Source organism: Pannonibacter sp. Q-1 (assembly GCF_054073275.1).
Genome location: NZ_JBSXNB010000004.1, coordinates 686,152 through 706,441, shown reverse-complemented (window position 1 = coordinate 706,441; position 20,290 = coordinate 686,152). Strand labels below are relative to the sequence as shown.

Genomic DNA, 20,290 nt, shown 5'->3' with positions numbered 1-20,290 from the left:
TTTGACGATGAGGGGCGCACCATTCCCCCTGCTACGATCCGCGCCTGCATGGCCGCAGGCTGGGCAGAGCCTTGGTTTTCCAACCCAATCAAGCCGGACTGGCTCGTCTGCCGCCTGACGGAGGCAGGACGCAAGGCCGTCCTCGCCGCTTCCGGGAAATAGCCCCTGCAGGGCAGCAGCGCCTGCCATTTCACGTCAGCTGCGTGTGCGAAGCGCAGGGTGGGGGAGGCTTGCCTGCGCGAATATCTAAAATTCCTTTATTCGTGTTAACCAAAGATTCACTTTGTTGCGCAGAGAGGCGGATTGGCAACGGTTTGAGCTGGGGATCTTAACCTCACCTTTGCGGACAGGCGGGCATTCATTCGGGTAACAAAACCTGAGGAAGCCGGGCCGAGCCCCGGCCTGTGTTCATGAGTAACGGGGTGGCTGGGATGGCGAATATGGCCAGCAAGGGCAGCACGGACCGCTTTGTCCGTCACGGGGGGCATGCCCCGATCGATCTTGCGCAGCTTGCAACGAACACCCTTGGCAACCGGGAACTCCAGCAGGAGGTTCTCAAGCTTTTCCTTGCCCGCTCGAAGACGCTGATCAGCGAACTCTCCGCCGCCGATGACCGCCAGCACCAGGCCGATCTGGTGCACAGTCTCAAGGGTTCGGCGCGCGGCATCGGGGCGCTGCGCCTGGCCGATGTCTGCGACACGGTGGAAGAGGAACTGCGGGAGGGGAGTTCCCCTGCCTTCCTGACGCTCGTCAGCCTCGTGGGCGAGACGAACGATTTCATCCGCGAACTGATCGAGGGCTGATCCTGCCCTTTTGCCGCGTGTGCGGTTCTTGACCTTTGCGTCCGAACCTTTATGTCGTGTGGATCAATCTTCCCCCCGCAGGATGGACGCGATCATCATGCCGAAAATCACATTCATCACCGCTGACGGTGCCCGTCACGATGTGGAGGCCGCCAGCGGCGCCACCGTCATGGAAAGCGCCATCAAGCACATGGTCCCCGGCATCGAGGCCGAATGCGGCGGCGCCTGCGCCTGCGCCACCTGCCATGTCTATGTGGACGAGGAGTGGTCCGCCCGCGCCGGTTCCCCGGACCCGATGGAAGAGGACATGCTGGATTTCGCCTATGACGTGAAGCCCAACTCGCGCCTGTCCTGCCAGATCAAGATGAGCGATGAGCTGGACGGCATCGTGGTGCATGTGCCGGAGCGGCAGGCCTGAGGCCTGCCCGGAAACAGGGATGCTGCGGCAGGCCTGAAGCCTGCCGTTTTGTTTATGTCCTTCAGCCTTTCCATCGTCATCCCGGACGCGCTCCGCGCGATCCGGGACCGGTGAGCCAAGGCCTTTCGGCTCTGCCATCGCTTCCAATCAACAGTCGCCCCGGCTCACCGGTCCCGGATCTCCGCTTCGCTGCGTCCGGGATGACGATGGAGGGGGAACGGTTTGGCGGCCTGACCAGCTCCCGGCCCCAAGTAGCCCTCACTCCGCCGGGCGGAGCGTGCGCCGCCAGGGGAGGTCGACCTCGTTGCCGGTGTCCGGGTTGAGCGGAATGAGGCGGGAGAGGGCAAGGCTGGTCAGCGCCATGGCGGCGCCCGCCAGAAACACCGCCGCCGGAGACACCAGCCACAGCAGGCCGAAGACCACCGGAATGAAAACCGCAGCGATGTGGTTGATGGTAAAGGCAACGCCTGCGGTGGGGGCGATGTCGGCCGGGTCGGCGATCTTCTGGAAATAGGTGCGCATGGCAATGGCGATGGCGAAGAACATGTGATCGATCACATAAAGCGCCGCAGCCGCATGGGCGTTGGTGACGAAGGCATAGCCCACGAAGACGCAGAAGAGGCCGGAATATTCGATGGCCAGAGACCGGCGCTCGCCGATGCGCACGATCATCGATCCGATCTTCGGGGCAATCAGCATGTTGATGAGGCCGTTGATCAGGAAAAGACCGGCCACCTCATGCACGTCATAGCCGAAGCGCTCGACCATCAGGAAACCGGCAAATACCGTGAAGATCTGCCGCCGCGCACCGGCCATGAAGGTGAGGGCGTAATAAAGCCAGTAGCGCTTGCGCAGCACCAGCTTCTTGTGCTGGGGCACGCCTTCGCGGAAACGCGGGAAGATGATGAGCAGCGCGGCCAGAGCCACGAAGGTGGTGAGGCCTGAGATGAGAAAGACGGTGGTGAAGCTGAGATCAAACGCCTTCCAGCCGACGAGGATCAGCGAATAGGCGATCAGCTGGGCGAAGGCACCCACGGCCAGGATCTTGCCCATGCCCGCTGCCGCCGTTGCCTTGGGCAGCCATTGCAGCGACAGGGACTGGGCCATGGTCTCATAATAATGAAAGCCCACCGACATGATGAAGGTTGTCAGGTAGAAGCCCATGGCTGAGGGGAAGTAACCCGTCGCCGCGACGCCGAGCCCGAGCAACGCGAGGGAGACATAGGCCAGCGTCTGCTCGCGCATGACCAGGAGCAGATAGACGGCAGTGAAGGCGAGAAAGCCGGGAATCTCGCGGATCGACTGCTGGATGCCGATCTCGCGGCCGGTGAATTCCAGCTCGTGCACGGCGAAATTGTTGACGAGGTTCCACCATCCGGCAAAGGACAGCTGCATCGCCCCGGCCATGAGCATCAGCAGCATCAGCGGCGAGCGCCAGCCTGTTGCGGTCATCGGGTCTGCGGTTTTCGTGAAGAAGCTCATGATCGGCCATGCCAGAATGGGAAGGATATCTTGCGCCCGTCTTCAGCGGCGGGGCAGTGGTTCTTACAAGGCACAGATCCGGCGCTCTTGCGCAAGGTCAGCAAAGGCTGGAACCATGTATTCGGCAAAATGAGCCGGCTTGCCCGGTTTTGCCGTCTGCGGGCAGCATTTCATCGAAAAGCCGCAAAAATTCTTGATCTTTCTCAACGCAGGAAGTCGAGCCGGGAGGCAAGCTTCTCTTGGCTCAATGATATGCAAAGAGGAGACGTGCCATGTTCGACACCATTCTGGTCCCGGTGGATCCGGCTGAACCGAAGTTTTCCGCCCCGGCCCTGGAGGCTGCAGCACGCTTTGCCAATGACTATGGCAGCAAGGTCCGTCTCGTCGCGGTTCTGGCGCAGACGCAAGGTTTCATTGCCAGCTACCTGCCGGAAGATTTCGAGAGCAAGGCCATGGGCGAAACCCGTGCCATGCTGGAAGACCTGGCCAAGGGCATGGGACTGGCGGACGGGCGTGTCTCGGGCGTGGTGCGCAGCGGCAGCGTCTATCACGAGATCATCGAGGAAGCGCGCTTCATCAAGGCGGGCCTCATCGTGATGGAATCCCACCGCCCGGGCCTTGCCACCTATCTCATCGGCTCCAACGCCGCCCACGTTGTCCGGCACGCCCCCTGCTCGGTGCTGGTGCTGCGTCCGGAGAAGTGAGGTTTCAGCCGTGATGGGGCGTTTTCCGGGTTTGCCGGAAGGCGCCCCTACCGCGCCAGATCGCGCATGGCATCCGTCAGGCCTTCGAGGGTCATGGGATACATGCGCCCGCCCATCAGTTCGCGCATCATGCGGATGGAATGGGTGTAGTCCCAGTGGGCTTCCGGCACCGGGTTGAGCCAGGCGGCGCGGCCATAGAGGCTGGTGATCCGCTGCATCCAGACGGCGCCGGCCTCTTCGTTCCAGTGCTCCACCGACCCGCCCGGATAGGCGATTTCATAGGGGCTCATCGAGGCATCGCCGACGAAGATCACCTTGTAATCCGCCGGGTACTTGTGCAGCACGTCCATGGTGGGCATGCGCTCGGAATGGCGGCGGCGGTTTTCCTTCCACACATGCTCATAGAGGCAATTGTGGAAGTAGAAATGCTCCATCACCTTGAATTCTGACCGGGCAGCGGAAAACAGCTCCTCGCAGACGCGGATGTGGTCGTCCATCGAGCCGCCGATGTCGAAGAACAGCAGCACCTTCACCGCGTTGCGCCGTTCGGGCCGCATCTTCACGTCGAGCAGGCCCTTGTGGGCGGTGGCGCGGATGGTGCCGTCGAGATCCAGCTCGTCGGCTGCGCCCGTGCGGGCGAAGCGGCGCAGGCGTTTCAGCGCCACCTTGATGTTGCGGGTGCCCAGTTCAACCGTATCGTCGAGGTCCTTGAACTCGCGCTTGTCCCAGACCTTGACGGCCCGCCGGTGGCGGCTTTCTGCCTGGCCGATGCGGATGCCTTCCGGATTGTAGCCATAGGCGCCGAAGGGGGAGGTGCCGGCCGTGCCGATCCACTTGTTGCCGCCCTGATGGCGCTCCTTCTGCTCTTCCAGCCGCTGCTTCAGCGTCTCCATCAGCTTGTCGAAGCCGCCGAGACTTTCGATCAGCGCCTTTTCCTCTTCGGTGAGGTGCTTTTCGGCGAGCTTGCGCAGCCACTCCTCGGGGATCTCCGCCTGCGGAGCGTCGGAGAGGAGGTCGAGGCCCTTGAAGACCTGCGAGAAGATCCGGTCGAAGCGGTCGAGATTGCTCTCGTCCTTCACCAGCGCAGTACGGGCGAGATAATAGAAATCCTCCACCCGCCGCCCGGCCAGATCCAGCTCCAGCGCACGCATCAGGTCGAGATATTCCCGCAAGGAGACCGGCACCCCGGCGCTTTTCAGCTCTGAGAAGAACGTGATGAACATGGCCGGAGGTTAGGCCTGTCCATCACGCCTGTCGAGATTGCTTTTGGCATAGCCCGTGCGGCGCTTGGGCAATTTCAAGGCGCGATGCATCAGCATCGAAAGCCTTGGCATTACCCGCCCGGCTTCATCTCCGGGTGCAATGTCTTGCCGAGAATGTGGGTGTCGTGGCTGATGACGTGATGGGCGGCGCCGACGATCAGAGGGTCCGGCACGCCAACGAGGTGGGTGTCCTTGTCCGGATAGGGCAGGGAGTGGAGGAAATGCTCCATGCAGTTCAGCCGGGCGCGTTTCTTGTCGTCGGACTTGACGATGGTCCAGGGGGCGTCGGCGGTGTCGGTGTAGAAGAACATCGCCTCCTTGGCCTCGGTGTAGTCGTCCCACTTGTCAAGCGAGGCAATGTCGATGGGGGAGAGCTTCCACTGTTTCAGCGGATCGGTCTGGCGCTCCATGAAGCGGCGGCGCTGTTCTTCGCGGCTGACGGAGAACCAGTATTTGAACAGGCGGATGCCGTCGCGCACCATCATGCGCTCGATCTCCGGGCACTGGCGCATGAATTCCAGATACTGGCTGGCGCTGCAAAAGCCCATGACGCGTTCAACGCCCGCCCGGTTGTACCAGGAGCGGTCGAACAACACCATTTCGCCGCCGGAGGGCAGGTGATTGATGTAGCGCTGGAAATACCATTGCGAGGCCTCCTGCTCGGTCGGCTTCTGCAGGGCAACGACGGTGGCGCCGCGCGGGTTCAGGTGTTCCATGAAGCGCTTGATCGTGCCGCCCTTGCCGGCAGCATCGCGGCCCTCGAACAGGATGACGACACGCTGGCCGGTTTCCTTGATCCAGCGCTGCGCCTTCAGCAGTTCGGCCTGAAGCTTTGCCTTGCGCTGCTCGTAAGGGGCGCGGCGCATCGGCGTGGCATAGGGGTATTTGCCGCTTTCAAACAGCTCATGAATGGCTGCCGGATCATGGCGCATTTCGGCGAGCGTCTTGCGCGGTGCGGCGGCAACGGGAGCGATGGCCGGTTCAGGGGCTGCTTCGGGTGCTGCCACAGGCTCGGTGCCCGGCTGCGGTGCCGTCACCGCTTCCGCCGGTGTCTCTGCAACGCCGGAAGGCGTTGCCTCGGCCTCAGCACTGTCTGCAGTCACCGGGAGAACTGCATCCGCGGCAGGTGCCGGGCGGGTGCCGCGCGGCTTGCGGGTTACAGTGCGATCGTCCATGGGCTTGCCTCCTCAGCCATTTCAACCGATGCAGGCTAACAGAAACATCAAGTGCTGCCTTGACCGGGATCAAGGGAAAAGTGCAAGTCCGTTCAAGGGCGGGTTGCCAAACCGCTCATTCCGCCTTGCCGTCTTTCACGTCCGCGCTGCTGCGGGTCAGTTCGGACAGGAAATCCGAAATGCGCGGGCCGCGCTGGCCGATGAAGGGGGCGGGGCGGCAAACATCCGTTGCCGCAACGCCGATGCGGGCGGTCAGCAGGCCGTTGATGACACCTTCCCCCAGCCGAGCCGAGAGCTTGGCGGCGAGGCCATGGCCCAGCACCTGCGAGACGAGGCTGTCGCCTGCCGCCATGCCGCCGGTGACGGCCAGATGCGTGCCCACCTGCCGGGCGAGGCGCAGGAAGCCGGCGGTGCCGGGCCGCCCGCCATAAAGCGCCGAGAGGCGGCGGATGATGCGGATGTTTTCCGACAGCACCACGACGAGATCAAGCGCGGCCCGCGGGCTGACGGCGGTGATGACGGAGACGCGCTTGGCGCTGTCACTGACGATGCGCCGGGCGGCGGCATCCAGCGGCGCCAGGATCTCGCGTTCGGCCAGCACCACCAGGTCGCGCCCGTCGATGACTTCGGCCATATGCGCCTTGAGCGCGGCGCGGCCACGGGCTGTCTCCGGCCTATCCTTGTAGAGTTCGATCAGATCCGTCAGCGCGGCGCGGGCAGCTTTGGCGTCATCCGCCTCTGCTGCATCGGCCAGCGCCTGCCGCAGGTGGGTGATGCGGGACAGGCGCATCAGGCCGAAGACCTCCCGCACCGCCAGTCCGAGGAAACCGAGAACAGCCAGCACGGTGAGGGCAAGGCCCATCCAGCCCAGCCAGTCGGTGCGCGCGAAGAGGTCACGGATCAGCGCATCCACCGAGAGGCCGAGGGCCAGCATGGCAAGGCCGAAAAGGCCACCTGCCAGCCAGCGGCCAAAGCGCAAGGGAGCGGAGCGCGGTTCGGCGGGCAGAAGGGCATCTTCCTCCGGCTCACCGCTGGGCACGATGCGGGCCTCGTTGCGCAAGGGCGCGCCGAGCGAGCCATCGTCGAAGCGCACCCGCTCGTCATCGAGGCGGAAGGCCGTGGGGCGGCGGGGCTTGCGGGTCTCCTCGCTCATGCGATGCGGTCTCCGATCAGGAAGTTGAGCGCCCGGTCCAGCCGGATGTGGGGCAGGGACAGCGTCAGCCCTTCGGCGGTCCGCTCCAGATGCGGCGGGCGGAAGCGCACGAAGCGCAGGCCGTCTTCATGTGAAGAATCAAGGCGTGCATGTGCTTCACGTTCTGATTCAGATTCAAGGCTCTGAACTCTCGCAGAATTTGATTCAAGCGATTGGAAAAGTGATTCCGGATCTGATGGTAAGTCCCCGGGAAACATGGCGATTTCGGTTTTCCCGTCGAAGCTGTCACCGTTGACGCGCTCGCCCGGAAGCGGGGTGCCGAGGATGGCCGGAAGCTCTTCGCCGGCGTGTCGGACGGTGGCCTCGCGGGTGGCACGGACGGCGGCGAGTGCCAGGACATCCACCTCTGCGCCGCTGAATTCGGCATGCTCGATGCCCCGCGTCACCAGCCGTTTCAGGATGGCTTCCAGCCGGTCATGATCGTCCCGGTGCAGGTGGTCGGCCTTGGTGGCGGCAAAGAGGATGCGGTCGATCCGGCGGGTCAGGATCGAGGCCAGCCAGCTTGCCTTGCCGGGACGGAAAGAGGTGAGGACCTGCCCCAGCGCCGTCTCCAGATCGCGCAGGGCATCAGGTCCGGCGTTCAGCGCCTGCAGCGCATCCACCAGCACGATCTGCCGGTCGAGCCGGGCGAAGTGCTCGCGGAAGAAGGGCCGCACCACATGCTTGCGGTAGGCCTCGTAGCGCCGTTCCATCATGGCCCAGAGCGAGCCTGCCGGTGCCTGTCCGCTCTCCGGCAGGGCCAGCGGGGCGAAGGTGAGGGCGGGGGAGCCGTCAAGATCGCCCGGCATCAGGAAGCGGCCCGGAGGCAGCATGGAGAGGGCATGTTCTTCTGCCCGGCAGCCGGCGAGATAGGCGGTAAAGGCCTTGGCCAGCGCCCGCGCATCCGTTTCGCTTTCAGGGGCAGCAGGGTGGTGCCGTGCCAGCTCCGAGAGATAAGGCAAGGCCACGGACGCACGGGCAGGCGAGCGGGCCAGCGTCATCGCTTCGGCACTGAACTGACGGTAGTCCTTCGTCAGCAGCGGCAGGTCCAGCAGCCATTCGCCGGGATAGTCGATGATGTCGAGATGCAGCTTGCCGCGCCCGAGCTTGCGGGTGAGGAAGGAGGCCGATTCATATTCGATGGTCAGCCGCAGTTCCGACACCTGCCGGGTGGACTGGGGCCAGATCCGCTCCTTCACCAGCGCGTCCACATGCGCCTCATAGTCGAAGCGCGGCACGGCATCGTCCGGCTGCGGCTGCAGCGACACGCGGGTGATGCGCCGCCCGGCTGCGGCATCGAACAGCGGCAGGCGCCCGCCATGCAGCAGATTATGGACGAGGGCGGTGATGAACACGGTCTTGCCGGCCCTTGCAAGGCCGGTGACGCCCAGCCGCAAGGTGGGCACGCCAAGACCGGATGCGCTTTCGGCCAGGTTCTCAAGCGCCAGCAGCGCCTCATCGGCAAGGGAAGAGAGTTTCATGTCTGTCCTGTGTCTCCGGCCTTCATATGGGAAGGCCGGATCCCTTGCGCAAATGCGCCGGAGAGCGGATCACTCCGGCAGAAGGCGAGGCTGGATGAAATGCTGCAGCGTGCAGCTCAGCGGCAGCAGGCCGGACCAGGAGGGGGAAGGGCTTTCCAGCACCGCCAGGGCGCCGGTCGGGAACTTGGTTTCCAGTGCCGCCCAGCCCACGCCGGAGCCGGGAATGGCCAGCTCGCAGGCCGTGTCATGGGTGGCCGGATTGTGGGCGATCAGCATCAGGGTTTCCGCCTCGCCGCCCTCATCACGCAGGAAGCTGATGTAGTCGCTCTCGCTGGCCTCATAGATGCGCCGGGTCAGACGGATTTCCGTCTCATGACCCAATACAGGCAGCAGGGCCGCCAGCGTCATGCGGGTGCGCAGGGCGGTGGAGCAGAGAATGAGATCCGGCTTGAGGCCTTCTTCTGCAATCCAGCGTGCCATCCGCCGTGCGGCATCCTCGCCCCGCGCATTGAGCGGGCGGTCATGGTCATGAAGCCCCGATGTGCTCCAGTCGGATTTGGCGTGGCGCAGAAGCAGCAGTCGCGGCAAGGGCGTGTCTCCGGTTGGCATTTGTCGCAGCCATCCTGAGGGGTGCGGCGTCCTCTGGCAAGGCAGCCCTGTGGTTCCACGTAGGAAATCAGTTCTGTGCCTTCAGCATCTCCACCACCGCATTGAAGGCGGGCTCGACGGCTTGCTCGTGGAAGGGCAGGGAGTAATGGATCCAGACGGTGTAGTCCGCATGCTTACCGGACATGGGCCACAAGGTCTCGCACAGCATGCGGCTCTGGTCGCCGCCCGTGGTGAAAGTGATGCCGCTGGCGGCGATGCCGGAGAGATCAAGCTCCTTGTAGCCCGCCGCCTGATACCCGGTTTTGAACTTGCCTGCCTCGCGCCGTGCCGTGCCTTGCTGAAAGGCGCTGATCACCACCTGAATGCCGCCTGTTTCGTCTACATAGATGCAGCTGGCAACACGGGTGTCGAGGGTGGGCATCACCTTGGAGCGCGTCAGCCCGCCGACCTCGTTGGGGCACCGGAAACCGGTGAAATGGCGCATGCCCTGCGCGTCGTTGATCCAGCCGGCCTCGTATTCGTTCTGCACGGACGGCGCCGCGATCTGGGCAGAGGCAGGCAGGACGGCCGGGGCAAAAGCCAGCGCGGCAGAAATTGCCGCCACGCGGTGCCATCTCGTCAGAGCCGTCCTGAAGGTCATCTCAGCGCTGCTCCCGCCGGGCCATGAAGGCCAGCCGCTCGAACAGATGCACGTCCTGCTCGTTCTTGAGCAGGGCGCCATGCAGCGGCGGGACAAGCTTGCGCGGATCGCGTTCGCGCAGCGCGTCAGCATCGATATCCTCATTGAGCAGCAGCTTGATCCAGTCGATCAGCTCGGAGGTTGAGGGCTTCTTCTTCAGGCCCGCCACGTCGCGGATGTCATAGAAGAGGTTCAGCGCCTCGCGCAGCAGCTTGTCCTTGAGGCCAGGGAAATGCACGGCAACGATTTCCGCCATGGTCTCCCGGTCCGGGAAGCGGATGTAGTGGAAGAAGCAGCGTCGCAGGAAGGCGTCCGGCAGATCCTTCTCGTTGTTGGAGGTGATGATCACCACGGGCCGCTGGCGGGCCTTCACCATTTCGCCGGTCTCGTAGACGAAGAACTCCATCCGGTCGAGTTCCTGCAGGAGGTCATTGGGGAACTCGATGTCGGCCTTGTCGATCTCGTCGATGAGCAGCACCGGCTTCACCGGGCTTTCAAAGGCCTCCCAGAGCTTGCCCTTGCGGATGTAATTGCGGATGTCGCGCACCCGCTCATCGCCCAGCTGGCTGTCGCGCAGGCGGGAGACGGCGTCATATTCGTAAAGGCCCTGCTGCGCCTTGGTGGTGGACTTGACGTGCCATTCCAGCAGCGGCGCACCAAGAGCTCTGGCGACTTCATGGGCGAGCACGGTCTTGCCCGTGCCCGGTTCCCCCTTCACCAGCAGCGGCCGCTCCAGCGCCACCGCCGCATTGACCGCAACCCGCAGGTCGTCCGTGGCGATGTAATCCCGTGTTCCCTCAAAGCGCATGCGTGCCTCGCAAACTGACTGTTGCGGGCAGAGTAGGGGGGCGCCCGTCCCCATGCAAGCCTTGCCGGGCAGGGACGGAATTGCCGGTTGCGCCCGGCAGTTTCTTCCCTCACCGGCAGGAAAGTTCCGGCAACTTTCTATTCTGGAAACAGCGGTCAGAAAAAATATGAAATAAAAACAGTGACTTATGTTTCTGACTGGAAATGGCACGGCCTTTGCCAAGTCAGGGCAGGAAAAACCTTCGGGTTCCAGTGCTGACGAGGATTCATCATGGGTATTTACGGGGCTATCAACGCAGCAATCTCCGGGCTGGCGGCGCAGTCAAGGGCGCTTGAGAACATCTCCGGCAACGTTGCCAACTCTCAGACCGTGGGCTTCAAGCGCCTCGACACCACCTTCTCGGAGATGGTTGCCGGCGGTGGTGGCGGTACCCAGGCCAAGCAGCAGAGCGGCACCACCGCAGCCACCTCGCGTGCCACCAACACGGTGGCTGGCCCGATCGTGCAGGCTCAGGTCGATACCTATATGGCGATCAACGGCCCCGGCTATTTCGTGGTGACCCAGGCTTCCGATGTGGTGGATGGCAAGACCACTTTTGCCGACACCCAGTACTACACCCGCGCCGGTGACTTCGAGCGGGATCAGTCTGGCTACCTCGTCAACAGCTCGGGCTACTACCTGAAGGGCTTCCCGCTGGATCCGCTGACGGGCAACGCCATCGGTGATGCGCCTTCGGTGATCCAGATTGATGACAAGCCGATGCCGTCGAAGGCAACGACGGAGATGACCTATCAGGCCAACCTGCCGACCTTCCCCAAGACAAACCGTGCGGTCGCTGCCGGTAACACCCCGGGCAGCCAGTACCTCCAGACGGGCGGCTCCACGTCGATCACGACCACGTCCGACATCACCGTGGCGGATCAGCAGGCCTTCGTGGACTCCTCCATCTCCGGCGGCTCCAAGACCGTCTATGATGCAAACGGTGCCCCGGTGAGCGTGTCGCTCCGCTGGGCGCAGACTTCGGCGAACACCTGGAACCTTTACTACAACACCGGCGAAACCGCCCCTGCGACGGCGACCGCCTGGAGCCTCGTCGGTGAGGTTGACTTCACCGCTTCGGGCGTCATGAACACCTTGACACCTTCTGCCCCGAACACGGCATCGGCGACCAGCTTCACCATCGACAACCTTACCGTTGGCGGCGTGAATGCGGGGAACGTGGAACTGTCCTTCGACAATGGCTCGCTGACCCAGTTCAACGATGACGCCGGTATCGTCAGCAGCCTTGATATCCAGCAGAACGGCTATCCGGCCGGTCAGGTTGTCAGCCTGTCGATCGATGAGGCCGGCCGGATCACCGCGTCCTACTCGAACAATCAGCAGCGCGCGGTCTACGAGATTCCGATTGCGACCTTCCAGGCCGAGCAGAATCTGCGCCGCGTCGACGGTGCAGCCTTCGCGGCCACGCCGACGTCCGGCGAGCCGAAATTCGGCGAAGGCGGTGCAGTTCTCGCCAATAACCTCGAATCTTCGAACTCGGACATCGCGACCGAGTTTTCCAAGCTGATCATCACCCAGCAGGCCTATTCGGCCAACTCCAAGGTCATCACCTCCTCGGACAAGATGCTGACGGATGCTCTCAACATGATCCGCTGATCAGGCTGACTGATCGTGCAGGCGGCGCCCAGGAAGGTGCGCCGCCGCTTCCAAAGGACTTCGGAGGCGTGAAATGGGTCTGACTTCGGCGCTGAATACGGCATTGTTCGGTCTGAACTACAATCAGAAGCAGATCGACCTGACTGCGGCCAATGTGGCCAATGCCAAGACCGAAGGCTACACGGCCAAGCGGATCACGGCCAATGTCTACTTTGACAAGAATGGCAATGTCTCCGGCATCCTGTCGAGTGACATCACGCGCCAAGTCAATGAATCCATCCAGATGGCCTATTGGAACAGCCGTGCAGATACGGCCTATTCCACCACCAAGGCCAGTTACACAGACCGGATGGATGCCACGCTCGGCACACTTGCGGATGCAGGGTCTCTGCCTTCGCTGATGTCCAGGCTCAACACGTCTCTGGCTGCTCTTGTTACGTCTCCCGACAGCTATGCCGCCCGGCAGGAGGTTCTCAGCACCGCCAACCTTATGGCCAAGGAGCTGAACTCGACCTATCGCGTCTTCGAGGACATGCGCAAGGAGGCAGACCGGACCATTGCCTCTCAGGTGGGCGAGGTCAATCAGCTGCTGAAGCAGCTGCAGGACATTGAAGCCAAGATCTCCAGGTCCCAGACCGCGGGTGTTTCCGAGGTTTCCCTGCTGGATGAACGCGACCGGTATCTGGAGCAGCTGAGCGGCTACCTGGATATCCGGATCAGCAAGGGCGACAACAACACGGTCAACATCACCACGAACAACGGCGAGTCGCTGTTTGTGGATGGCAAGGCCTCGACGCTGAGCTTCACGCCGGCCAGCACTCTTCTGCCTGGACAGTCCGGCAACCAGATCACCTTGAGAGCTCCCGGTGGCCTTACGCAGGACCTGTCCAGAACGTCCAGCTCCGGCTCGCTGATGGCGCTCGTCGATTTGCGCGACAACACGCTTGTCGAGGCACAGGCGCAGCTGGATGAGATTGCCTCGCAGCTGTCACTTGCATTTTCCAACGTGGATGTGGCCGGCACTGCGACCACTGTCGCCCCCGAAAGCGGGTTCACGCTTGACGTTTCGGCCCTTCAGCCCGGCAACACGGTGTCTCTCAGCTACCGGGACTCTGGCGGTGTTCAGCGCAATGTGACCTTCGTTGCTGTCCAGGATCCGGCGCTGCTGCCGCTGGATCCCAACGTCACGGCCGATCCTTCCGACACGGTTTTCGGCATCGACATTTCGAGCGGTGATCCTGCCAACTACATCACCCAGATGATTGCAGCGCTCGGCGCGACGGATCTGGATGTCGCCAACAATGGCTCGGACCAGCTGCGCATTCTGGGCGACACGGGGACCAACACCTCCGTAACGTCGCTGAAGGCGAATGTGACTGTCACCGGCAGTTCCAATCAGGGACTGGGCCTTGCGCTCTTTACAGATGGCAGGGCAGGCGAGGCGCTTTACACCGGTGCCCTGGAGTCCGGCGGGCAAAAGACCGGCTATGCCCGATCGATCATGCTCAATTCGGAGCTGCCCAAGGACGCTTCCAAGCTGGTGATCTATGAGACCACGCCGGTCAGCAACTCCGAAAAGGACAGCAGCCGTCCGCAGTTTCTGGCCGATGCGATCAGCAAGACGAACTTCTTCTTCTCCTCGTCGACCGGACTGGGCACCGAGGGCTCGCCGTTCCGCGGGTCGGTCTCCGATTTCGTCAATCAGGTTGTCGCCTATCAGGGCGAGCAGGCCCAGACCAGCAAGCAGGCCGCCGCATCCCACACGGCTCTGACCCAGAACCTGGCGATCCGGCATGAGGAAGAATATTCGGTCGATGTCGATGCAGAGCTTGGGTTCCTGATCCAGCTGCAGAATGCCTACACGTCGAATGCCCGGGTGCTCAAGGCGGCCCGGGAGATGTTTGAAACGCTGTTGAACTCGGTCTAAGGGGCAGGCAATGGGTATCAGTACGATCACCACATCCAGAGGCTACCTGACGCAGCAGCTTAACAGCCTGAGTTCAGCGCTGACGGAAAAGACATCCCAGCTTGCGTCCGGCAAGGTGTCCACCACCTATGGCGGCGTCGGCAGTCAACGCCTCTTGAGCATGGAGTTGAAGCAGAAGGCACAACGGATCGAAGCCTATGAGGAAACGATCACCATGAGCCGGCTTCACATCAAGACGCTCAATCTCAATCTTCAGCGGCTGGAAGCGCTGCGGATCGAGAGCAAGGCGACGATGGATCTGAACAACTTTCAGCTTCAGGCGGATGGCCAGACAAGCACGCAGGCAACGGCGGAAATCCTGCTGGCCGAAACGATCGGCCTGCTGAATGCCGAGGTCGCCGGCCATTATCTCTTTGGCGGCAGCGATGCGAACAACAATCCCGTTCTCGAAATGTCGCAGATCCTCAACGGCGCCGACGGCAAGGCTGGCCTGAAACAGGTGATGAACGAGTATTGGCTGGCCAACCAGGGGCCCGCTGGCAGCGAGGGGCGCCTGACGGTGTCTCCGCTGAACACGGTTCTGTCGGCCGGCGTTCCGGTCAGCGCTGACTTTTCGATTTCGGAAGACGGAGCCCATGACTTCGGTTTCGACATTTCTGCCGTCACCTCGAATCTCTCGAACATGACCCTGACGGCTCCCACGGGCGCTGACCCGGACAGCTTCGCGGTCGAGTTCACCGGACAGCCGCAACCGGGGGAGACGATCTCGATCGAGCTGGCGCTTCCGCCTGACGGTGCCAAGTCGGTCACGATCGAACTCAAGGCGGCTGTTTCAAACGCCAAGACGGGTGAGTTCACCATCGGCGCTGATCTTGCCGAAACAGCAGACAACCTCCGTACGGCGATTCAGGCGGCCATCAAGGAACAGACAGCAACCTCCCTGCGTGCTGCCTCGGACACCTGGGCGTCCAGCGAGTTTTTCGACACCTTTGGCGGTAAGATACCGAACCGTGTCGACGGACCTCCCTTCGACACCGCGACAGGACTGGTTTCCGGGGCCGGGACCACGACGATCTGGTATGTCGGAGAGAACCTGCCGACGGACGATCCGCGTCAGGACAAGATTGCAGCCGTTGATGACAATCTGCGCCTGGGCTACGGGGTGCGGGCAAACGAGCAGGGCCTGACGGATGTGGTCAAGACGCTTGCTACGTTCATTGCAGCAGATTTTTCAGGTGGTACGCCGTCGGATGAAAAATACTATTCCGAACTGGCCACCAGCATGAAGAACATTCTTCAGCCTGAGAGGACGGACCGGTCCGGTATCGTTGATATCACGACCGAAATCGCCGTGGCTTTCAAGTCGATCGAGTTTACGGCCGAGCGCCATCAGATCCAGAAGTCTGGCTATCTGTCGGCGGTGGACCAGATTGAGGGGGTCGACAAGGAGCTTCTGGCCGTGGAGATTCTGCAACTGCAAACCAATATCGAGGCGTCCTACCGCGCCTCGTCCATTGTTCTGAAGTTGTCACTGGCTGATTATATCTGATAACTCTCGCAATGAGCCTGACTCATTGAGAGGGCAAGCCCGTGTGGCGTCTGAGCAATTTCAAGGCGCGATGCGTCTGCATCGGAAGACTTGATATGACGGCGCATCGTTGTGATCGAACAAGGCCGCTGACCGGGTTAACCGGCGGCGGCTTTTCTTTGCGCGCGCCGCGTGAGAGGCGTTGTCTTCGTGCAAGATACGAAAAAGCCGCCTTGGCGGCGGCTTGAACATGCGCGGTCACATGACGAGGTGACAAGGGCAGGGCTCTTGCTCCGGGCCTTCACTCCGGCCGGGCGCGCAGGCCTTCCGCGATGCTTCTGTTGATTGAAATCAGCGTGTTCAGCTTGTCCGGATGCGGATCCGCAAGAAGCGCCATCGTGTGCTTGAAAATGAACACACCGAGCGAGGCGATGTTGTTCTTGATCTGATCGGGCAGAGGGTTCTCCGGATTGGTCACAGATGTAACCAGAATGGTCCAGAGCTTGCGATTGTAGGTGAGGGCATCATCGATTTCAGCGAGCGATGAGCTCTCCCACTCATCCTTGATGAGTTGCAGACGGGCCGCAGCTTTCATCAGCAAGGTCGCCTCGAGCTCCCTAGGGGAGACGGCTACCTGGCTCGTCTTCTGGTACGCTTGAGCTGCCTGCTTGTACATGACCGATGAGCGTCCTCTCGTACTCGATGAGCTTCTTTGCTTCTTTCAGAGCCTTATAGAAGGCACCAGCCAATATCGAGTTACTGATCTTGGTAATATAAGGTATCGTACTTGGTGCCGCCAGTATTATGTCATTCACCAAGCTGAAATAGTTATCCTCGATCTTTTCGATGTCCTTGGAAAGGTACATGAGCTGCACAGCCAGATAAATTCGCTTGGCCGGGGAATCTGCCGTGGCTGGCGTTAAAATGTCCTTTTCGCGGAGGATAGGCGCCTGGCCCTCGATGAAGAGGCGTGTGCGCTGATTGTCGTTGGTGATGATGCTGTCGCCAACAATAATCCGTTCACCCGGCTTCAGCTCAACCTTGAGAGCCATGCGCTTCCTCCGAAACACAGCATCGTTCAGAAACACTCACCAAAGAGTTAACGATTGCTGACAAAACCTTAATTCGCCTCAGCCTTAGCCAAAAAGGCTGAGGACGCTCTGGTCGGCCTGGTTTGCCAGTGACAGCGCCGTGGAAGAGAGCTGCTGCCGGGTCTGCAGAGCCAGCATGTTCGCGCCTTCTTCGTTCATGTTGGCGATGGTCAGCGCGCCTGCACCCACTTCGAGGGTGTTGACGAGCTGTGTCGTGAACTTCTGCCGCACTTCCACGGTCGAGAGGCTGGTGCCGAAGGACGAAGCGGTTGAGCGCAGGGTCGCCAGAGCGCCGTTGATGGCCTGCAGCGTGCGCTCGATATCCGTATCATCCTTGAAATCGGAATCTGTGGCCTGCAGTTTCACGGTGCCATCTGTCGTCGCAAGCGCCGTGACGTTGAAGTCGTTGTTGGAGCTCTTGATGTCGAAGGAAATATCGCCAACCAGGCTGATCTGACCGGCCGAGAAGCCCGCCTTCAGGCCCTTGACGCTGTTGAGCAGCTTGACGAGATCGTCAGCAGTCGTATTGACGGTGACTTCGAGTGAGGCGGCTTCATAGCCATTGCCGTCCACGACCTTGAGAACATCGCCCACCTTGTAGCTGCCCGACGACACAAGCTTTGAATCGGCCGTCATTGAAGCGGCAGTCAAAGTGGTCGTGCCCGTTCCGATGCCACCGTTCGTGGCGGTGCCGCCACCGGCGGCGTCCTTGGAGATCGTCAGGTTGAGCCCCACTCCGAGGCCGGAGGTGACGGTGATCTGGTCGGTCACTTCATCGAAGCTGGCCTTGATGCCCCCGAGGTCGTTGAGGGCGTTGACATAATCCTGGACGGTCCGGATCTGTCCGGGCCCGCTGCCGACGGTGAAGGTTCTGGTGGTGACGCCATCCGACACGGAGACCACATCACCCGCTGACCACTGGGCCAGATCCGTCAGGTCTGACGAGGCCTGGAGTCCGGTCAAAGTCAGGGTTGTGGCGCCGCCGGACAAGGCAAAGGAAGCGGTCGCACCCGAGCCTGTTGCCAGATCACTCAACGCCAGCCCCTCCTCGAGAGAGGCATTCGTGAAGTCAACCGGCAGGATCTTCATCTTGGACGTGCTGTCCTCGTTGAAGAGGATCGAGAGATCGTTGCCCTCGCCGGCGAGCAGGTTCTTGCCCTTGTAGCTGGCGTCACGCGCCATATCCTCGATCTGACGCAGGACACCGTTGTAGCGCTCTGCGTAGACCTTGCGCTCGTATTCGCTCTGGGTCTGCAGGGCCTGATTGGCGATGGCCTTTGCCGACTCGACCAGCTTGGTGATCGACGTGATGCCGGTGTCTGCCGACTTCAGCGTCTGAACGGCCTGCCCCATGTTGTCGAGCAGATTGTTCAGATCTTTTGCCCGGTCATTCAGGCCGGCGGCCGTAAAATATGAGTTGGGATTGTCCAGGGCCGAGTTAACCTTCAGGCCTGTCGCCAGACGGTTCTGCGTCCTGGACATGAGGTCCGCAGTGTTCTTGAGCGAGAGCAGGTTATCCCTGACGGGGCTGGAAAGGACAATGTCGCTCATGGCTTGCTCACCGGTCTCTACATGGGATGCGACTTAACACCCCGCTCACATGATCTGATCCTAATCATTAACGAAAAGTAAATACGATTTGCACCTGTTAAGATTTTGGTTACGGAAGTTACCAAGTGGTTTCTTTTAACCAATTGAATCGAAACGGGAAAACTGATGTGTCCGAGCGCCTGAGGATTATGAAAGGGCAAAAGGCCGGGCGATTGGCCCGGCCTTTCTCTGATTGTCAGGTTGTGAGTCGTGCGTGAACTGATTCTTAGAACAGGGACAGCACAGTCTGGTCCGCCTGGGATGCGAAGGACAGCGAGGTTGACGCAAGCTGCTGGCGGGTCTGCAGGGCGAGAAGGTTTGCGCCTTCCTCGTTGGTGTCGGCGAGGGTCAGCTTGCCGGCGCCTTCCTGCAGAGTGTTGATCATGGACTTGGTGTAGTCCTGACGGATCTGCACGGTCGACAGGTTGGTGCCGAACTCCGAGGCCTGCGAGCGCAGCAGCGACAGGGTGTTGTTCAGCTTGTCGATGGTCTGGTTGATCGCTTCATCCGTCGCGAAGCCGGATTCAACGGCGGCGACCACGTTGACCCCGTCGGTGTCTGCGGTGAAGTTCGATGCCGCGAAGTTGACGTTGGTGCTCTTCAGGTTGAGAGACACATCGCTTTCGATGGTCAGCTTGCCGGTGCCGGTGTTGAACGAAGCGTTGACGCCGTTGAAGCGCTTGATGAAGTCGGTCAGATCCTTGACGGAGGTCTTGTCGGTGACTTCAAGCGAGCCCAGTTCATAGCCGTTGCCATCGGTCAGCGTCAGGATGTCTTCGACGTTGAACGAGCCGGAGTTCTTCAGCAGCTGCGACCCTGACGTGAAGTTTGCGGCAGAAACGCTGATCAGATCGGACGGAGCCGGTGTGGCAGCGCTGGCATTGGTGTTGTGGAGGAAGACGTCATCATTCGACGTGATTGACAGGGAGCCGGTCTTTTCATCGAACTCGGCCCGAACGCCGGCGACACCATTGATCTGGTCCACCAGGTTCTGCACCGTGGTGTTGGCGCCGATGGTGATGTTGGTGAAACCGGTCACGCCCGCGCCGCCGCCGCTCGAGGCGGTGCGCAGCTGCAGCACGTCGCCGACGGCAAGGCCCGTGGCATCCTGCAGGAGCGAACCGGAAGACAGGGCGTCGCCCGTCGCATTCAGGAAGGTTGCAGAGGCCTTGCCGCCTTCAAGTTGCATGGAGGTGGCGCCGCCCTTGGCCTGTGCCAGATCCTGCAGGTTGAGGCCGGTCGACAGGGTCGTGTCGGTGTAGTCAACGGCCGTGACGGTCAGCTTCGAGGTGTTGTCCTCGTTGAAGATGGCGGTCAGGTTGTTGCCTTCGCCGGCCAGCAGGTTCTTGCCCTTGTAGGAGCTGTCCTTGGCCATGTCCTCGATCTGCTTGAGCAGATCGTTGTATTGCTTGGCGTATTGGGCGCGCTCGTACTGGCTCTGGGTCTGCAGGGCCTGGTTGGCCTTGGCCTTTGCCGTTTCCGTCAGCTTGGTGATGTTGGTGATGCCCTGATCGGCAGCCTTCATCGTCTGCACAACCTGGCCCATGTCATCGAGCAGATTGCTCAGATCCTTGGCGCGGTTGTTGAGGCCGGAAGCGGTGAAGAAGGAGTTCGGATTGTCGAGCGCCGAGTTGACCTTCTTGCCGGTCGCGAGCTTGTTCTGCACGCCTGACATGAAATCGGCAGTCTGCTGCAGGGTGAGCAGGTTCTGCCGTACGGCGGCGGACAGAGTAATATCAGCCATCTATGTGTCCCTTTCCTGGGTCCAGCATTTTTACCGCTCTTCCTGAGCGGGATGGCCTGATCATGATTTTTTAACCTTAACAGATGGTTAAAATTTGCAGAATGCCCGTTAATGTTTACGAAGCAGTCATGAATCCCTGAA

The 20,290-nt window shown here is 61.4% G+C and carries 18 protein-coding genes; 6 read left to right on the top strand and 12 right to left on the bottom strand.

Translation table 11 applies throughout. The features are described from left to right. Positions 1-440 precede the first annotated feature (440 nt). The gene (locus ACVNHC_RS14750) at positions 441-803 is read left to right on the top strand and encodes an Hpt domain-containing protein (RefSeq protein ID WP_197717685.1); all 363 of its coding nucleotides are present in this window, start codon (positions 441-443) and stop codon (positions 801-803) included. Between the two features lie 97 nt (positions 804-900). Next, positions 901-1,221: a 2Fe-2S iron-sulfur cluster-binding protein gene (locus ACVNHC_RS14745; RefSeq protein ID WP_058899412.1), complete on the top strand. Its 321-nt coding sequence runs from the start codon at positions 901-903 to the stop codon at positions 1,219-1,221. A gap of 258 nt (positions 1,222-1,479) precedes the next feature. Here ACVNHC_RS14745 and ACVNHC_RS14740 read toward each other — a convergent pair whose 3' ends face one another. Continuing rightward, the gene (locus ACVNHC_RS14740; protein ID WP_058899413.1) at positions 1,480-2,703 is read right to left on the bottom strand and encodes an MFS transporter; all 1,224 of its coding nucleotides are present in this window, start codon (positions 2,701-2,703) and stop codon (positions 1,480-1,482) included. Between the two features lie 272 nt (positions 2,704-2,975). On the opposite strand from ACVNHC_RS14740, the gene ACVNHC_RS14735 reads away from it, so the two are divergent. Next, complete coding sequence (locus ACVNHC_RS14735; RefSeq protein ID WP_019964534.1) at positions 2,976-3,407, top strand: universal stress protein; 432 nt, start codon at positions 2,976-2,978, stop codon at positions 3,405-3,407. 47 nt (positions 3,408-3,454) lie between these two features. Here the strand turns inward: ACVNHC_RS14735 and ACVNHC_RS14730 are convergent, their stop codons facing one another. The 7 genes from ACVNHC_RS14730 to ACVNHC_RS14700 all read right to left on the bottom strand — a co-directional run bounded on the left by ACVNHC_RS14730 (position 3,455) and on the right by ACVNHC_RS14700 (position 10,613). Then, positions 3,455-4,630, bottom strand: a complete 1,176-nt coding sequence (locus ACVNHC_RS14730) for a vWA domain-containing protein (protein WP_457167679.1) — start codon at positions 4,628-4,630, stop codon at positions 3,455-3,457. A 110-nt stretch (positions 4,631-4,740) separates the two neighbouring features. Beyond that, positions 4,741-5,844: a polyphosphate kinase 2 gene (ppk2, locus tag ACVNHC_RS14725; RefSeq protein WP_186392013.1), complete on the bottom strand. Its 1,104-nt coding sequence runs from the start codon at positions 5,842-5,844 to the stop codon at positions 4,741-4,743. Between the two features lie 115 nt (positions 5,845-5,959). Further along, on the bottom strand, positions 5,960-6,997 hold the full coding sequence (locus ACVNHC_RS14720; protein ID WP_457167678.1) for a YcjF family protein: 1,038 nt from the start codon (positions 6,995-6,997) through the stop codon (positions 5,960-5,962). Further along, the gene (locus ACVNHC_RS14715; RefSeq protein ID WP_457167677.1) at positions 6,994-8,517 is read right to left on the bottom strand and encodes a YcjX family protein; all 1,524 of its coding nucleotides are present in this window, start codon (positions 8,515-8,517) and stop codon (positions 6,994-6,996) included. The genes ACVNHC_RS14720 and ACVNHC_RS14715 overlap by 4 nt, the downstream gene beginning before the upstream one ends. A gap of 69 nt (positions 8,518-8,586) precedes the next feature. Continuing rightward, on the bottom strand, positions 8,587-9,105 hold the full coding sequence (locus ACVNHC_RS14710) for a SixA phosphatase family protein (RefSeq protein ID WP_457167676.1): 519 nt from the start codon (positions 9,103-9,105) through the stop codon (positions 8,587-8,589). Positions 9,106-9,193: 88 nt separating this feature from the next. Next, complete coding sequence (locus ACVNHC_RS14705; RefSeq protein ID WP_457167675.1) at positions 9,194-9,766, bottom strand: hypothetical protein; 573 nt, start codon at positions 9,764-9,766, stop codon at positions 9,194-9,196. A 1-nt stretch (position 9,767) separates the two neighbouring features. After that, complete coding sequence (locus tag ACVNHC_RS14700; RefSeq protein WP_058899420.1) at positions 9,768-10,613, bottom strand: AAA family ATPase; 846 nt, start codon at positions 10,611-10,613, stop codon at positions 9,768-9,770. Between the two features lie 270 nt (positions 10,614-10,883). Here ACVNHC_RS14700 and ACVNHC_RS14695 point away from each other — a divergent pair, with 270 nt between their 5' ends. The 3 genes from ACVNHC_RS14695 (at position 10,884) to ACVNHC_RS14685 (ending at position 15,745) form a co-directional block, all read left to right on the top strand. Further along, positions 10,884-12,269, top strand: a complete 1,386-nt coding sequence (locus tag ACVNHC_RS14695; protein ID WP_050472579.1) for a flagellar hook protein FlgE — start codon at positions 10,884-10,886, stop codon at positions 12,267-12,269. A gap of 73 nt (positions 12,270-12,342) precedes the next feature. Continuing rightward, entirely contained in the window at positions 12,343-14,196 is a 1,854-nt protein-coding gene (flgK, locus tag ACVNHC_RS14690; RefSeq protein WP_123194670.1) for a flagellar hook-associated protein FlgK, read from the top strand. Positions 14,197-14,206: 10 nt separating this feature from the next. Further along, positions 14,207-15,745 carry a flagellar protein gene (locus ACVNHC_RS14685; protein ID WP_457167674.1) on the top strand — a complete coding sequence of 513 codons (1,539 nt, stop codon included), beginning with the start codon at positions 14,207-14,209 and terminating at the stop codon, positions 15,743-15,745. A gap of 280 nt (positions 15,746-16,025) precedes the next feature. Here the strand turns inward: ACVNHC_RS14685 and flaF are convergent, their stop codons facing one another. The 4 genes from flaF to ACVNHC_RS14665 form a co-directional block, all read right to left on the bottom strand. Further along, a complete protein-coding gene (gene flaF / locus ACVNHC_RS14680) occupies positions 16,026-16,400 on the bottom strand; it encodes a flagellar biosynthesis regulator FlaF (protein ID WP_050472582.1) in 375 nt (124 codons plus the stop codon). Continuing rightward, positions 16,342-16,776: a flagellar biosynthesis repressor FlbT gene (gene flbT, locus ACVNHC_RS14675; RefSeq protein WP_055453877.1), complete on the bottom strand. Its 435-nt coding sequence runs from the start codon at positions 16,774-16,776 to the stop codon at positions 16,342-16,344. The genes flaF and flbT overlap by 59 nt, the downstream gene beginning before the upstream one ends. An 84-nt stretch (positions 16,777-16,860) precedes the next feature. After that, positions 16,861-18,366, bottom strand: a complete 1,506-nt coding sequence (locus ACVNHC_RS14670) for a flagellin N-terminal helical domain-containing protein (RefSeq protein ID WP_457167673.1) — start codon at positions 18,364-18,366, stop codon at positions 16,861-16,863. Positions 18,367-18,631: 265 nt separating this feature from the next. Further along, complete coding sequence (locus ACVNHC_RS14665; RefSeq protein ID WP_457167672.1) at positions 18,632-20,149, bottom strand: flagellin N-terminal helical domain-containing protein; 1,518 nt, start codon at positions 20,147-20,149, stop codon at positions 18,632-18,634. Positions 20,150-20,290: the final 141 nt, after the last annotated feature.